The sequence below is a fragment of the Streptomyces arenae genome, from assembly GCF_022343545.1.
GTDB lineage: Bacteria > Actinomycetota > Actinomycetes > Streptomycetales > Streptomycetaceae > Streptomyces > Streptomyces humi.
This window is the reverse complement of the sequence record NZ_JAKQYH010000089.1, coordinates 11,903-25,855: the sequence shown is the minus strand read 5'-3', so window position 1 is coordinate 25,855 and position 13,953 is coordinate 11,903. Positions and strand designations below refer to the sequence as shown.

General features: G+C 74.3%; 11 protein-coding genes and 1 pseudogene. 6 read left to right on the top strand and 6 right to left on the bottom strand.

Annotation, left to right across the window (positions count from 1 at the left end; translation table 11 throughout):
* Positions 1–2 precede the first annotated feature (2 nt).
* Both MB828_RS41505 and MB828_RS41500 read right to left on the bottom strand, forming a co-directional pair.
* A complete protein-coding gene (locus tag MB828_RS41505) occupies positions 3–1,031 on the bottom strand; it encodes an SDR family NAD(P)-dependent oxidoreductase (protein ID WP_301652682.1) in 1,029 nt (342 codons plus the stop codon).
* Positions 1,032–1,085: 54 nt separating this feature from the next.
* The gene (locus tag MB828_RS41500) at positions 1,086–2,276 is read right to left on the bottom strand and encodes a zinc-dependent alcohol dehydrogenase (protein WP_133026401.1); all 1,191 of its coding nucleotides are present in this window, start codon (positions 2,274–2,276) and stop codon (positions 1,086–1,088) included.
* 186 nt (positions 2,277–2,462) lie between these two features.
* On the opposite strand from MB828_RS41500, the gene MB828_RS41495 reads away from it, so the two are divergent.
* Together MB828_RS41495 and MB828_RS41490 are read left to right on the top strand one after the other, a co-directional pair.
* On the top strand, positions 2,463–2,894 hold the full coding sequence (locus MB828_RS41495) for a low affinity iron permease family protein (protein ID WP_430381504.1): 432 nt from the start codon (positions 2,463–2,465) through the stop codon (positions 2,892–2,894).
* A 112-nt stretch (positions 2,895–3,006) separates the two neighbouring features.
* Complete coding sequence (locus MB828_RS41490) at positions 3,007–4,380, top strand: cryptochrome/photolyase family protein (protein WP_301652681.1); 1,374 nt, start codon at positions 3,007–3,009, stop codon at positions 4,378–4,380.
* A 314-nt stretch (positions 4,381–4,694) separates the two neighbouring features.
* Here the strand turns inward: MB828_RS41490 and MB828_RS41485 are convergent, their stop codons facing one another.
* The 4 genes and pseudogenes from MB828_RS41485 to MB828_RS41470 all read right to left on the bottom strand — a co-directional run.
* On the bottom strand, positions 4,695–5,723 hold the full coding sequence (locus MB828_RS41485) for a cobalamin B12-binding domain-containing protein (RefSeq protein ID WP_301652680.1): 1,029 nt from the start codon (positions 5,721–5,723) through the stop codon (positions 4,695–4,697).
* 46 nt (positions 5,724–5,769) lie between these two features.
* Positions 5,770–6,357, bottom strand: a complete 588-nt coding sequence (locus MB828_RS41480) for an RNA polymerase sigma factor (protein ID WP_133026403.1) — start codon at positions 6,355–6,357, stop codon at positions 5,770–5,772.
* A gap of 74 nt (positions 6,358–6,431) precedes the next feature.
* Positions 6,432–8,567, bottom strand: coding sequence for an MMPL family transporter (locus MB828_RS41475; protein ID WP_301652679.1), 2,136 nt, complete (start codon positions 8,565–8,567; stop codon positions 6,432–6,434).
* Positions 8,568–8,719: 152 nt separating this feature from the next.
* Positions 8,720–9,163: pseudogene (locus tag MB828_RS41470) on the bottom strand (MarR family winged helix-turn-helix transcriptional regulator); the annotation flags it as partial.
* A gap of 318 nt (positions 9,164–9,481) precedes the next feature.
* On the opposite strand from MB828_RS41470, the gene MB828_RS41465 reads away from it, so the two are divergent.
* The 4 genes from MB828_RS41465 (at position 9,482) to MB828_RS41450 (ending at position 13,948) form a co-directional block, all read left to right on the top strand.
* Positions 9,482–11,041 carry an SDR family oxidoreductase gene (locus tag MB828_RS41465; RefSeq protein WP_301652678.1) on the top strand — a complete coding sequence of 520 codons (1,560 nt, stop codon included), beginning with the start codon at positions 9,482–9,484 and terminating at the stop codon, positions 11,039–11,041.
* A 137-nt stretch (positions 11,042–11,178) separates the two neighbouring features.
* Positions 11,179–12,387, top strand: coding sequence for a phospholipase D-like domain-containing protein (locus tag MB828_RS41460; protein WP_301652677.1), 1,209 nt, complete (start codon positions 11,179–11,181; stop codon positions 12,385–12,387).
* A gap of 58 nt (positions 12,388–12,445) precedes the next feature.
* Positions 12,446–13,333 (top strand): YihY/virulence factor BrkB family protein, encoded by an 888-nt coding sequence (locus MB828_RS41455; protein ID WP_301652676.1) that lies wholly within the window; start codon positions 12,446–12,448, stop codon positions 13,331–13,333.
* A gap of 117 nt (positions 13,334–13,450) precedes the next feature.
* Positions 13,451–13,948, top strand: coding sequence for a MarR family winged helix-turn-helix transcriptional regulator (locus tag MB828_RS41450; protein ID WP_301652675.1), 498 nt, complete (start codon positions 13,451–13,453; stop codon positions 13,946–13,948).
* The last annotated feature ends 5 nt before the right edge of the window (positions 13,949–13,953 follow it).

Here is a 13,953-nt window from a genome sequence, read left to right as displayed (position 1 = left end):
GGTCAGCGTGGTCCGGCGCTGGTGGGCGGGCCCGCCCAGCTCTGGTTGTAGCGCTGGGCCGCCCGGTCGTTGAGGGCGCTGCCCGCCCGGCGCAGGGCGCGTGCCCAGGCGGGGGCGGCGGGGGCCGTCAGATCGTGGCCCTGGCGCAGCGGCGCCCCCTGCGAGGTCCCCTCGGCCCCGCCGTCGAGCGGCGTGGGCAGGGCGCGGGCGACCAGCCCGTTCACCCGCGTCACCAGGCGGGGCGCGACCGCGTGGGCGAGGGAGGCGGTCCGGGCGGCCGGAGTGAGCACCAGCCGGGTACGCCTGCGTTCCACCGCCCGTACGACCTTCTCCGCCGCCCGCTCCGCGTCCATCGACAGCAGCGGCATTCCCGCCAGCGCCGAGAACCAGGCGAACTCGGCCTCCGGCCGGCCCCCGAACTCCGCCTGGAGGTGCGAGCCGGTCCGCATCAGCCCGGGGTGGACCGTGGTCACGCTCACCGCGCTCCCGGCCGTCTCCTCCTGAAGGCCCTCCCCGAGCGCCCGTACCGCGGCCTTGGCGCAGGAGTACGGCACCAGATGCGGCACCGCGAGCAGTCCGCCGACCGAACCCACCAGGCCCAGACGGCCGCCCGCCGGGCTGCGCCGCAGGTACGGCAGAGCCGCGAGCGCGGTGTGGAGGGTGCCGTCGAAGATGGTCGCCATGGCGTCCTTGAACGCCTCCGTCCCCGCCGTCTCGGCGGGCGCCACCTGGATCACCCCGGCGTTGGCGATCACCAGGTCGAGCCCGCCCGCCTGCTCCGCCGTCTGCCGGACCGCGGCCGTCACCGCCGTCTCGTCCCGTACGTCGCACACCACCGGGCGCACGGAGCGGCCCGTGCGGTCCAGCATCCAGGCCACGGCCCGGTCGAGTTCACCGGCGTCCCGCGCCAGCACGGTCACCCGGTAACCGCGCCGGACGAGCCGGGCCGCCATCAGCAGCCCCAGACCCCGGGAGCCGCCGGTCACCAGCGCCGAGAGCCCGCCGGGCCGGGATCGGTCCGTCGCCGCCATGTCGTCACCTCACTGGTCGTCGGGTCGTTCGTGAGCCGGGGTGGAACGCAGGGCTCAGGGCTGCATGAGGATCTTCACCGAGCCGTCCTGCTTCTGCTGGAACATGGAGTAGGCCCGCTCGGCCTCCGCCAGGGGCAGCCGGTGGGTGGCGAAGTCGTCGACACCGAGCGGGTCCCCGTCGGTGAGGAGCGGCATGATCGCGTCGGTCCAGCGCCGGACGTTGGCCTGCCCCATCCGCAGCTGGATCTGCTTGTCGAACAGGGTGAGCATCGGCATCGGGTCGGCCATCCCCCCGTACACACCGCTCAGCGAGATCGTGCCGCCCCGGCGTACCAGGTCGATGGCCATGTGGAGGGCGGCCAGCCGGTCGACGGCGAAGCGTTCGGCGAGCGGCCCGCTGATCCTGCGCGGAAGCAGCCCGGTGACGGTCTGGGCGAGCTTGGCCGCCGCGCCGCCGTGGGCCTCGGTGCCGACGGCGTCGATCACGGCGTCCGGTCCCCGGCCGCCGGTCTCGTCCCTGATCGCCTGGACCAGTTCCTTCTCGTCGTCGTAGACCCGCAGGTCGTACACCTCCGTACCGCGCTGGGCGGCACGCGCGAGGCGTTCCGGCACGAGGTCGACGCCGAACACCCGCTCCACGCCCTGCGCCCGGGCGATACGGCAGCTCATGTCGCCGATGGGGCCGAGCCCGAGGACGGCGAGCGTGCCGCCGGGCGGCACCGCGGCGTACGCCACGGCCTGCCAGGCGGTGGGGAGCACGTCGGAGAGGTAGACGAAACGGTCGTCCGCGGGGCCGTCGGGCACCTTGATCGGCCCGAACTGCGCCTGCGGTACGCGCAGGTACTCGGCCTGGGCGCCGGGCACCGCACCGTACAGGCGGGTGTACCCGAACAGGGCCGCGCCCATCCCCTCGCCGGTCACCTGCGTGGTCTCGCACTGGGTGTGCAGTCCCGCCGAGCACATGAAGCAGTGGCCGCAGGAGATCTGGAACGGCACCACGACGCGGTCACCGGGACGCAGGTTCGTCACCTCGGAGCCGACTTCCTCGACCACGCCCATCGGTTCGTGACCGAGGATGTCCCCCGGGGTCATGAAGGGCGTGAGCACCTCGTACAGATGGAGGTCCGAGCCGCAGAGTCCGGTCGAGGTGATGCGGATGACGGCGTCGGTGGGCTCCTCGATCCGCGGATCGGGTACGTCCTCCACCTGGACGTGCCGTCGGCCCTGCCAGGTCACTGCTTTCATGACTCGCGCTCCCTCTCTAGGCTGCGCGCCGGTCGCGTCACCGGACGCGTGGACGGGCGCACGCCGGGTACCCCGGGAAGTCACCGTTCAATTCACCCCCGGGGAGAACCGGGAAGAGCGAGAAGAGCGGGGCGAGAAAACTACCTGTCCTTCAACCTGTCCGCCGGTTCACAGAGGTGACCAGTGATGGCGTCCCGGAAAGCCATGAGCGTGCCGCATCCGGCGGAACGCACCCACGACGGCCGGGGATGGTTCGAGAAACTGGCGGAAACGGCCTCGAACTTCACGAGTTCCGCGCCTTTCTACGGGTTCTGCCTGCTGTTGGTGGCCCTCTTCGTCGTCGCCCACATCATGGGGCTGCCCCTGAACTGGCAGCTCCTCGTCGGTGACGTCATGACCTCGGTCAACCTGCTGCTGCTGGCCCTGCTGAAGAACTCCGAGCGCCGGGCCGAGCACGCGATCCAGCGCAAACTCGACAGCATCGCGGCGGCCCTGCTCGACCAGCAGCAGGGCCGGGAGCAGCGGGGCCGGGAGCGCGAGGGCGGGCGGAGCGAGGCCGGGGCGGAGCAGATCAGGGACGACCTGCGGGACGCGATCCGGATGGAGGAGGAGCTCTGACGCGTCCGGCGCACCGCCACCCGAACGGGGGAAACCGGCGTCGGCCGCATCCGGTACCGGCCGGCTGGGTGAAAAGCATCCGAGTACCGAATCGGAAGCGGAAGTGAGCCCCATGCAGACCTCGGTCGTCCTGTTCACCTGCGATCTGCGCCTGTCGGACCATCCGCCGCTGCGCGCGGCGCTCCACGGCGGGGGCCGGGTGGTACCGCTGTTCGTGCGCGACCGCTCCGTGGACGGGGCGGGTTTCGCCGCGCCCAACCGGCTCGCCTTCCTCGCCGACTGCCTGAACGACCTGGACGCGCGGCTGCGGGAGCGGGGCGGCCGGCTGGTGCTGCGCGAGGGCGACACGGTCACGGAGGTGTGCCGGGTCGCCGCCGAGGCGGACGCCGACGAGGTGCACATGGCCGGTGACGTGAGCGCCTTCGCACAGAGCCGGGAACAGCGGCTGCGCCGGGCGCTGGAGGCCGACGGGCGGCGCCTGTACGTGCACGACACGGTGAGCACCGCCGTCGCGCCGGGCGCCGTGACGCCGGCCTCCTCCGACCACTTCGCGGTGTTCACGCCGTACTACCGGCGCTGGTCCGCCGAGGCGCTGCGGGAGGCGCTGGGCACACCGCGCACGATCACCGTGCCGGAGGAGGTGGGCTCCGCCGCGCTGCCGAAACGCGCCGACGTGAGCGGGGTGTCACCGGGGCTGTGCGCGGGCGGCGAGACGGAGGGACGGCGGGGACTCGGCGCGTGGCTGCGCTCCGGCGTGGACACCTACGAGGAAGGCCACGACGACCTGGCGGGCGATGCCACCTCCCGGCTCTCCCCCCATCTGCACTTCGGCACGCTGTCGCCGGTCGAGGTGGTCCGGCGCACACGCAAGGCGGGCGGCGCCGGCGCGGAGGCGTTCGTACGGCAGATCGCCTGGCGGGACTTCCACCGCCAGGTGCTGGCCGCGCGCCCCGACGCCGCCGTCCGCGACTACCGCACCCGGCGGGACCGGTGGCGCGGCGCCAACGGCGCGCGGGCGGACGCCGAGGCCTGGCGGGAGGGCCGGACCGGCTACCCGGTGGTCGACGCGGCGATGCGGCAACTGCGCCACGAGGGGTGGATGCACAACCGGGGCCGGCTGCTGGCCGCGAGTTTCCTCACCAAGACGCTGTACGTCGACTGGCGGGTGGGCGCTCGGCACTTCCTGGACCTGCTGGTCGACGGCGACCTGGCGAACAACCAGCTCAACTGGCAGTGGATGGCGGGCACGGGCACCGACACCCGTCCCAACCGGGTGCTCAACCCCGTCCTCCAGGGCAAGCGGTACGACCCGGACGGGGCGTACGTGCGGCGCTGGGTTCCGGAGCTGGCGGACGTGAAGGCACCCTACGTGCACGAGCCGTGGAAACTCCCGGAGGAGGAGCGCGCGGGCACCGGCTATCCGGCGCCGGTGGTGTCGCTGGCGGAGGGACTGGAGCGCTTCAGACGGGCCCGGGAGCACTCCTGACCCCGCGCGGGCGCGGCGCCTCACCCACGTTCCGCGGCCGGGACGGCCCCCTCGCGTCACCCACGGTCCGCGGGCCGGGACGACCCCCTCGGCTCACCCACGGTCCGCGGGCCAGGACGGCCCCCTCGGCTCACCCACGGTCCGCCGGCCAGGACGGCCCCCTCGGGCCACCCACGGTCCGCCGGCCAGGACGGCCCCCCTCGGCTCACCCACGGTCCGCCGGCCAGGACGGACCCCCTCGGGCCACCCACGGTCCGCCGGCCGGGACCGCCCCCTCGGCTCACCCACGGTCCGTCGGCCAGGACGGTCCCTGGTCACCTTTCGCCGCACAGCGTGCGCAGTGCCTCCACCGCCTGGGGCAGTCCGGCGGGCCTGAGCACGCCGGCGGGCTGGGACCTGCTCCAGCCGGGGCCGCCCAGCAGCACCGCCGGACCGCGCCGCGCCCCCTTCATCCCCCAGCGCTGCGCCGCCACGTGCCGGGCCAGGTCCGGGGCCGCCCGGCTGCTCATCTGCGCCCAGAGCACGACCGCGGCCGGGCCGAGCCTGCGTACCGCCGCGTCCAGCGCCTCGACCGGCACCGCCGCTCCCAGCATGCGCACCGGCACCCCCTCCCGGCCGAGCGCCGCGTGCAGCGCCTCCAGGGGCAGCGTGTGCTGTTCGCCGGGCGCGCAGGCCAGCAGGACGCAGCCGGCCGCCGCGGACGCCACCGGGACGGCGGGCCGGGCGCTGCGGCGCAGCACGGTGGAGACGTGCCAGGCGAGCAGGTGCTCCACCTCCACGTACTGGTCCTCGGATGACATCCAGCGTCGACCCACGGCGTGCAGGGTCGGCACCATCACCTCCTGCCAGGCGACCACCACGCCATAGCGCTCGACGACCGCGGTGAGCTGTTCGTCGAGAGCCGGGGCGTCCAGCCGTACGGCGGCGCGGGCCAGCCCGCGGCACTCCAGACGCACGTCGCCGAGGGGCAGGGCGCCCGCGGCCCGCGACCGGCCCTCGGCCGCCGGGGGCGGTGGTGTGCGGTCGGCCTCCGCGGCGGGCGGCGGGCCGGTGGCGGCCGTGCGGGCGGCGCGGGCCGCGTCGGCCGGCGGGATGCCGGTCGCCGTCAGCCTGCACATCTCCTCGACCGTCGCCACGTCGGCCGCCGTCCAGCGGCGGTGCCCGCCCGCGGTCCGGGCGGTCGGGCCGATGCCGTAGCGCCGGTCCCAGGAGCGCAGGGTCATGGGCGACACGCCGAGGCGGCGGGCCAGCACACCGGTGGCCAGACCGGTGCCGTCCGGTACGGCGGGTGGTCCGGCTGGTGGTCCGGGCGGGGGCTGCCCGGCGGAGTTGACGGCGGTCATCTGTTCCTCTTCCCGCGGGCGGCGCCCGAGCCGTCCGTCGGGCGGCTCACCCCGTGGCCTCGGTGTCCAGGCTCCGGCCCAGGCGCAGCAGGCCGCGCCGGGCGTGACTCTTGACCGTACCCAGCGGCCAGCCGGTGACGTGGGCGATCTGCGTCTGCGTCAGGTCACCGTAGAACGTCAGGCACAGCACCCGCCGCTGGGCCTCGGGAAGACGGCGCAGTTCCCGGGTGACGTCCACCCGGTTCAGGACCGCGTCGTGCGCGGTCGACGGGTCCGGTGAGCGGACCGACTCGCGCGCGGCCGCCGCGGCGACGTCGGTGCGCCGGGTGCGGGCGGACAGCGCGTCGGCGATCTTGCGCCGGGCGATGCCCACCAGCCAGGCGGGCAACGGGCCACGGCCCGGACGGTAGCCGTGGCGGCCGTGCCAGGCCGCGAGGAACACCGTCTGGGTGACGTCCTCGGCCTCCGCGCCGTCGCCCAGCGACTGCCGCGCCAGGGACAGGACGAGCGGAGCCCAGCGGCGGTAGACCGCCTCCAGGCCGCCCTCGTCCCCGGCCACGAAACGCAGGGCCAGATCGGCCTCCGGAGCCGTCGTGGGCACGGTCGGGGTCTCGGTCGTGGCGAGTGCGGTCATGCGGCTGCTCCCCGGATTGCTCCTCGTGCGGGATTGCTCCCTGCCTCACCACCACCGTCCGTCCCGCGCCGCGGCTACGGCAACTCGCATCGAGTCTGCATCGAGTCTGTCCGCACCGAGTCCGTCCGCACCGAGTCCGTCCGCATCGAATCGTCGGCTCCGGGCCGGGTGGGCCACCACACGCGGTCCCCGGCGTCCCGTACGAGCGCCGGCACCAGCAGGGACCGCACCACCAGGGTGTCCAGCAGCACGCCGAACGCGACGATGAAGGCGATCTGCACCAGGAAGGCCAGCGGGATGACGCCGAGCGCGGCGAAGGTGGCGGCCAGCACCACCCCGGCGGAGGTGATGACCCCGCCGGTGGTGACGAGCCCGCGCCGTACCCCCTCGCGGGTGCCGTGCCGCAGGGTCTCCTCCCGGACCCGGGACATCAGGAAGATGTTGTAGTCGACGCCGAGTGCCACCAGGAAGACGAACCCGTACAGCGGCACGGACGGATCGGTGCCGCTGAAACCGAACAGGTCACGGAAGACCAGCGCGGCCACACCGAGGGTCGCGGTGAAGTTGAGGCCGACGGTCAGCACCAGCAGGACGGGTACGGCGAAGGAGCGCAGCAGCAGCACGAGGATGGTCAGGATGACGGCGAGCACCACCGGGACGATGACCGTGCGGTCGCGTTCGGCGGCGCGCAGCGTGTCGTACTGCTGCGCGGTGTAGCCACCCACGAGCGCGTCCGCGCCGGGCAGCGCGTGCAGCGCGGTGCGCAGCCGGGCCACGGTGTCGCGGGCGGCCTGCGTGTCGGGCGCCGCCTTCGCGGTCGCCTCGAACCTGACCCGGCCGTCCGCCGGCCGCGGTTCGGCCGCCGGACGGCCCTGGGCCCCGGTCGCGGTGACCGCGGCGACGCCCGGGGTGGCGCGCACGGTGCGCGCCACCCGGCCGGCGGCGGCCGCGTCGGCCACGACCACCACGGGGGTGCCCGCGCCGGCCGGGAAGTGCCGGGCCAGGGCCTGCTGGGCGGCGACGGACGGCACGTGCCGTACGAAGGTCTCGTCGAGCGGCACGCCACGCGAGTCCAGGGTGAGGGCGCCCGCCGAGCAGACGAGCAGACCGGTCAGGGCGAGCGCCCACACCCGGCGCGGCGCCCGGTCGACCAGCTGGGCGACGCGCTGCCACAGGCCGGTCGCGCCGGACCCGTTTCCGGGCCTGGCCGGCCAGTAGGCGCGGCGGCCGAGGAGGGCCAGGACGGCCGGCAGGAAGGTGAGCGCGCTCAGGGCGGCGCAGGCGATCCCGACGGCGCCGACCGGCCCGAGCGCCCGGTTGTTGGTGAGGTCGCTCAGCAGCAGGGCGATCAGCCCGAGGGCGACGGTGCCGGCGCTGGCCAGGACGGCCGGGGCCGAGCGCCGCAGGGCGGCGCGGGCGGCGTCGTACCGGTCGCGGCCCGCGGCCAGTTCCTCCCGGCAGCGGGCGGCGACCAGCAGCGCGTAGTCCGTCGCGGCGCCGATGACGAGGATCGAGAGGATGCCCTGCACCTGGCCGTCGACGCGCACCAGGCCGTGCTCGGCCAGGGCGTGGACGACGGCGCACGCCACCCCCAGGGAGAACACCGCGCCGACGATGACGACGAGCGGCAGCAGCAAGGAGCGGTAGACGAGCAGCAGGATGACCAGCACGACGGCCAGGGCGACCGCGAGCAGCACCCCGTCGATGCCCGAGAAGGCGTCCGCGAGGTCGGCCTGGGTGGCGGCGGGACCGGCGAGCCACACCCGGGTGCCGGGGACCACGGCCGCCGCCCGTACCCGTTCCAGCGTGGGTGCGAGCCGGTCGCCCAGGTCCGGCCGCAGCGGTACGACGGCCTGGAGGGCGGCGCGGTCCTTCGAGAGGAGTGCGGGTGAGGGGGTTCCGGCCGTGCCGGGAGCGCCGGCGAGCGCCGCCGCCGCCGCGGTGGCCGCCCGCTGTTTCCCGCTGACGGCCGCTCCGCCGTCGGCGGTCCACACCACGACGACCGGCAGGGTCTCGCGCTGCCGGAAGGCGGCCTGCTCGCGCAGGACCCGGGTGGACTCGGCGCTCCGCGGCAGGAAGGCGGCCTGGTCGTTGGTGGCGACCTCGCCCAGCCGTCCGGCGAAGGGACCCAGCAGGGCCCCCAGCACCAGCCAGACGGCGACCAGGGCGAACGGGACGAGCCCGCGGGTCCGGGGATGCGGCGGCGTCAAGGTGACTCCTAGGGGCGCGCGAAAGGGGGAACACGTCGGGAGAGAAAGCTCGACGGTAAACAATCTCAATGGTTGAGTAATGTCAATCGGTGAACTGTCTCACCGCTGCTTCCCCCCGCGCCGGGGGTTCGGATGCAGGGGAGCCGGCGGCCTCAGCGGCCGGCGGACTCCCCGGGCACCTCGGCGAGGACGTCGTTCAACTCCGTCAGGAACCGCAGGGCCACGGCCAGTTCACGTTCGTCGAAGTCCGCGCCGGCCCTGCGGACGGCGTCGGCGAGCGGCCGGAAGTGGGTCCGGGCGGCGGCGCGGGCGTCGGCGACGTACTGGAGGTGCACCACCCTGCGGTCGGTGTCCTCACGTACCCGGCGGACGTGCCCGGCGCGCTCCAGCCGGTCGACGCAGGCGGTCACCGCGCCCGAGGTGAGGCCGAGCAGCGTACGCAGCCGGGTGGGTGTCATGGGCTCGGGGGCGTCGAGGATGGCGGCCAGCGCCTGTACGTCGGTGGCGTGCAGGTTGTGCCGGGCCGCGTACTGCTGGATGACCCGGCCGACCTCACCGTGCATGCGGCGCAACTGCACCGCGAAGGCCGACAGGTCACCCGGGAAGGCGGGGAGGTCACCGGCGGAGACGCCGGCCGGACCGGCCGCTCCGGCGCGAGGTTCACCAGAGGTGGCGCCGGGACCGGCGGCCGCCGGGCGCGAGGCACCGAAGGTGGTGTCGGGACCGGTGGGCGCCGGGTGTGGGGCCTCGCCCGCCGGGGCCGCTCCCGCGGCGGCCCCCGCGCGCCGCCGCGCCGGACGTCCTCCGCTCGTCTCCGTGCTCACCGGCGCATCGTACCGGGGTACTCGCCGATCACGTCCCGGCTGCATCCGCGGGTGGTGCGGCGGGCGAAGACCCTGGTACGAGGAGGATCCATGGAGACGACGGCGGACCGCCCCCTGTGCCTGGTGACCGGGGCGAGCGGCTACATCGGCGGACGGCTCGTGCCCGAACTGCTGGCCGCGGGCTACCGGGTCCGCTGCCTGGCCCGCTCCCCGGGGAAACTGCGCGACCACCCCTGGGCCGGGGACGTGGAGGTGGTCCAGGGGGACGTCACGGACCCTGCCTCGGTCGGCTCGGCCATGCGCGGGGTCGCCGTGGCCTACTACCTGGTGCACGCGCTCGGCACCGGCCGCGGCTTCGAGGACACCGACCGCCAGGGCGCCCAGGTCTTCGGCACCCGGGCCGCCCGCGCCGGGGTGCGCCGCATCGTCTACCTCGGCGGGCTGACCCCGGCCGGGGTGCCCGAGCGGGAGCTGTCGCCCCATCTGCGCTCCCGGGCCGAGGTCGGGCGCGTTCTGCTGGCGAGCGGGGTGCCCACGACGGTGCTGCGGGCCGCCGTGATCATCGGGTCCGGCTCGGCCTCCTTCGAGATGCTGCGCTATCTGACCGAACGGCTGCCGGTGATGATCACGCCGAGCTGGGTACGCACCCGCATCCAGCCGACAGCGGTCCGGGACGTGCTGCGCCTGCTGGTGGGCAGCGCCCGGATGCCCGCGGACGTGAACCGGGCCTTCGACATCGGCGGCCCCGACGTGCTGACCTACCGGGACATGATGCTGCGGTACGCGGCGGTCGCCGGACTCCCCCGGCGCGTGATCCTGCCGGTGCCGGTGCTCACCCCCCGCCTGTCCGGCCTCTGGGTCGGCCTGGTCACCCCGGTCCCCGCGGGCATCGCCCGGCCGCTGGCGGAGTCGCTGCGGCACGAGGTGGTGTGCCGGGAGGACGACATCACCCGCTACGTCCCCGACCCGCCCGGCCACCCCATCGGTTTCGACGACGCGGTACGGCTGGCGCTCAAACGGGTGCAGGACGCCGAGGTCGCCACCCGCTGGTCCTCCGCCTCGGTACCGGGCGCTCCCAGCGACCCGCTGCCCACCGACCCCGCCTGGGCGGGCGGAAGCCTCTACACCGACCTGCGGGAACGGCCGGTGGACGCCCCGCCCGAGGCGCTGTGGCGGGTCATCGAGGGCGTCGGCGGGGAGAACGGCTGGTACTCCTTCCCGCTGGCCTGGTCGGTGCGGGGCATCGCCGACCGGCTCGTGGGAGGGGTGGGGCTGCGCCGGGGACGCCGGGACGCGCACCGGCTGCGGGTGGGCGACTCGGTGGACTTCTGGCGGGTAGAGGAGATCGAGCCGGGCCGGCTGCTGCGGCTGCGCGCGGAGATGCGGCTGCCCGGACTGGCCTGGCTGGAGATGTGCGCCGGCACCGACGGCACCGGCCGCACCCGCTACCGCCAGCGCGCCCTGTTCCATCCGCACGGGCTGCTCGGCCACGCCTACTGGTGGAGCATCTCCCCCTTCCACGCCGTCGTCTTCGGCGGCATGGCCCGCAACATCGCCCGCACCGCCGAGCGGGCGGACGGCGACGGCACGGGCGACGGCACACCCGCCACGGACCGCACCGCACCGCCCGCACTCCGGCCGGCCCGCTGAGGTGCGCCCCCGCCGTGCCGTCCGGGCCTGGTCCCCGGGGCCCCGGAGTAAGGCGGTGCCGACCGGGCATTCGCCTATCCGGGCCGCTCCGGCGGTCCGGGACGTTCTTTCTTCATGGCCCAGTGGGGGGATTCGGCGTGATACTCGACGAGGTACCGGCAGCTCCCGTTCCCGGCGTCACGCCTGACACGGCGGCACGCAAGCAGCGCCTGCGCCGCCGGCTGGAACGGCTGATCGGCGTGGCCGCCACCGAGGGCAACCACCTGGTGCCCCTGCGCAACGGGGACGAGATCTTCCCCGCGATGCTCGGGGCGATCCGTTCGGCCCGGCACACCGTCGACATGATGACGTTCGTGTACTGGCGCGGTCAGATCGCCCATGACTTCGCCGCCGCGCTGGCCGACCGTGCCCGCGCGGGGGTGCGGGTGCGCCTGCTGCTCGACGGCTTCGGCGCCAAGCGGATCGAGCGGCGGCTGCTGGACCTCATGAGTGCCGCGGGCGTGCAGGTGGCCTGGTTCCGCAAGCCCGTGCTGCTGTCGCCGTTCAAGCAGAACCACCGCTGTCACCGCAAGGCCCTCGTGGTCGACGAGCAGACGGCGTTCACCGGTGGCGTCGGCATCGCGGAGGAGTGGTGCGGGGATGCCCGCGACGCCGGGGAGTGGCGGGACACCCATGTCCAGGTGCGCGGTCCGGCCGTCGACGGCATCGCGGCGGCGTTCGCGCAGAACTGGGCGGAGTGTCACGACGAACTCTTCGACGACCGCGACCGGTTCACGGAGCACCCGCAGGCGGGCTCGGCGGTGGTGCAGGTCGTCCGTGGCTCGGCGAGCATCGGCTGGCAGGACATGCAGACCCTCATCCGGGTCATGCTCACCTCCGCCGAGGAGCGTTTCCGGCTGGCCACCGCCTACTTCGCCCCCGACACCTACTTCATCGACCTGCTGTGCGAGACCGCGCGCCGCGGTGTGCGGGTCGAGATCCTGCTGCCCGGCCCCCACACCGACCAGCGCGCCTGCCAGCTCGCCGGTCAGCACCACTACGCGCGGCTGCTGCGGGCCGGTGTGCACATCCGCCAGTACCAGCCGACCATGATGCACGCCAAGATCATCACCGTGGACTCGGTGGCCGCCCTCATCGGGTCCACCAACTTCAACCGCCGGTCCATGGACCACGACGAAGAGGTCATGCTCACCGTCCTGGACGAGGAGTTCACCGCGTCGCTCGACCGTGACTACGAGGCGGACCTGAGACACAGCGTGGACATCGACCTCACCCGATGGAGCCGGCGGGCCCTGCTGCAACGCGCCAAGGAGGCCGCGGTCGTGCCGATCCGGCGCTTCCTGTGAGCCGGCCGCGCCGAGCCGGGCGGCCGGCCCGAGCACCGGAAATGAGAGCATCCGCCTCATGGACAGAGCAGCAGGCCGGACGGCACGTTGGTGGGCGGCGCTGCGCCGGACGCCGGCGAGTGTCTGGAACGACGACATCACGGACTGGGCCGCGGCCCTGACGTACTACGCGGTCCTGGCCCTGTTCCCGGTCCTGCTGGTCGTCCTCTCGATCCTCGGCCTGACCATGCCGACGGCCAAGCCGCAGGTCATCGACCGTATGGCGCAGGCCGCTCCGCTGGCCTCCCGCGCCCTGCTGCGCAGCACCCTGCGGCAGATGGCCGGACAGTCGTCGGCCGCCTGGACCATGATCTTCCTCGGTGGGGCGGGCGCCCTGTGGTCGGGGTCGAGCTACCTGAGCGTCTTCCGCCGGGCGTTGCACGCCATGCACCGGGTCAGTTCGCACCGGCCGGTCTGGCGCACCGCCCCGCGCATCATCGCGACGGCCCTCGTCCTGGTCACCCTGCTGCTCACGTCCACCATCGCGCTGGCCCTCACCGGCAGTCTGGCCCGGCGTCTGGGCCGGGTACTGGATCTGGGCACCGGACCGCAGGCGGCCTGGGACACGCTGCGCTGGCCGGTGGTGGCCGCGGTCGCGATCGTCCTGGTGCTCGTCCTGTTCCGCTCCGGTCCCGCGTCCTCCCGTCCCGTCAGGAAGATGGCGCCGGGCGGCACGCTGGCGGTTGCACTGGTGCTGGTCGTCTCGCTCGGCTTCACCCTCTACACCGCGCACGTAGGCACCTATCACCGCCTGTACGGCTCGCTGGCGGGCGTCGTCGTCTTCCTGATCTGGCTGTGGCTGTCCAACCTGGCCCTGCTGATCGGCGCCCAGTTCAACGCCGAGCTGGCGAAATGCGCCCAGGAGACAGCGGCCGGCCGGCCGGTGCCCCCGGCGGACGGACCGTAGCCTGCGACGATTTCGTGCAGGACGGCATGCGCGCCGCTTGTGCCCCGGCTCCTCGGGTACAGCGGTTGAGTACGGGTTGTCCCCGCAGCAGCCGACCTTGCCGAAAGTGATGCGTTCGTGACTCTTCCCGGCGGCCCCGACGGCCGCGCCGAGGGCTCGGGAGACGATCCGAGTGTGGGTGCGCACGAGATCGCCGGTGCCGTGGAGCATCTCGTGAGCCTGTGGTCCGTGGCCGCTCAGGAGGCACCCGTACGGTTGTCGCTCCACCAGCTGCGGGCGCTCTGGGCCCTGGAGACGGCGCCGGAGACCAACCTCACCGGTCTCGCGGACCGGCTCGACATAGGGCTGCCCACCGCCAGCCGTCTCTGTGACCGGCTGGAGGCCGCGGGGATGCTGGAGCGGACACCGCACCCGCGCAACCGTCGGGAACTCCAGTTGACGCTCACGCCGCACGGGCGCCGCGTCCTGGACGACGTGGCCCGGCGCCGGAACCTGGCCCTGACCGAGGTGCTGGCGGCCATGGCACCCGCGGAACGGTCGGCCCTCGTCCGCGGTATGAGGGCCTTCACCAGCGCGGCGGCCGACGTGCCTCCGGGGCGGCGGCGCGCGCCGTAGGGCCG

Bases quoted from the DNA above. Each gene is read 5' to 3' on its own strand.
- MB828_RS41495 (WP_430381504.1), top strand. From the start codon at position 2,463: ATGGCGTCCCGGAAAGCCATGAGCGTGCCGCATCCGGCGGAACGCACC.
- MB828_RS41505 (WP_301652682.1), bottom strand. From the start codon at position 1,031: ATGGCGGCGACGGACCGATCCCGGCCCGGCGGGCTCTCGGCGCTGGTG.
- MB828_RS41480 (WP_133026403.1), bottom strand. From the start codon at position 6,357: ATGACCGCACTCGCCACGACCGAGACCCCGACCGTGCCCACGACGGCT.
- MB828_RS41485 (WP_301652680.1), bottom strand. From the start codon at position 5,723: ATGACCGCCGTCAACTCCGCCGGGCAGCCCCCGCCCGGACCACCAGCC.
- MB828_RS41455 (WP_301652676.1), top strand. From the start codon at position 12,446: ATGGACAGAGCAGCAGGCCGGACGGCACGTTGGTGGGCGGCGCTGCGC.
- MB828_RS41500 (WP_133026401.1), bottom strand. From the start codon at position 2,276: ATGAAAGCAGTGACCTGGCAGGGCCGACGGCACGTCCAGGTGGAGGAC.
- MB828_RS41465 (WP_301652678.1), top strand. From the start codon at position 9,482: ATGGAGACGACGGCGGACCGCCCCCTGTGCCTGGTGACCGGGGCGAGC.
- MB828_RS41490 (WP_301652681.1), top strand. From the start codon at position 3,007: ATGCAGACCTCGGTCGTCCTGTTCACCTGCGATCTGCGCCTGTCGGAC.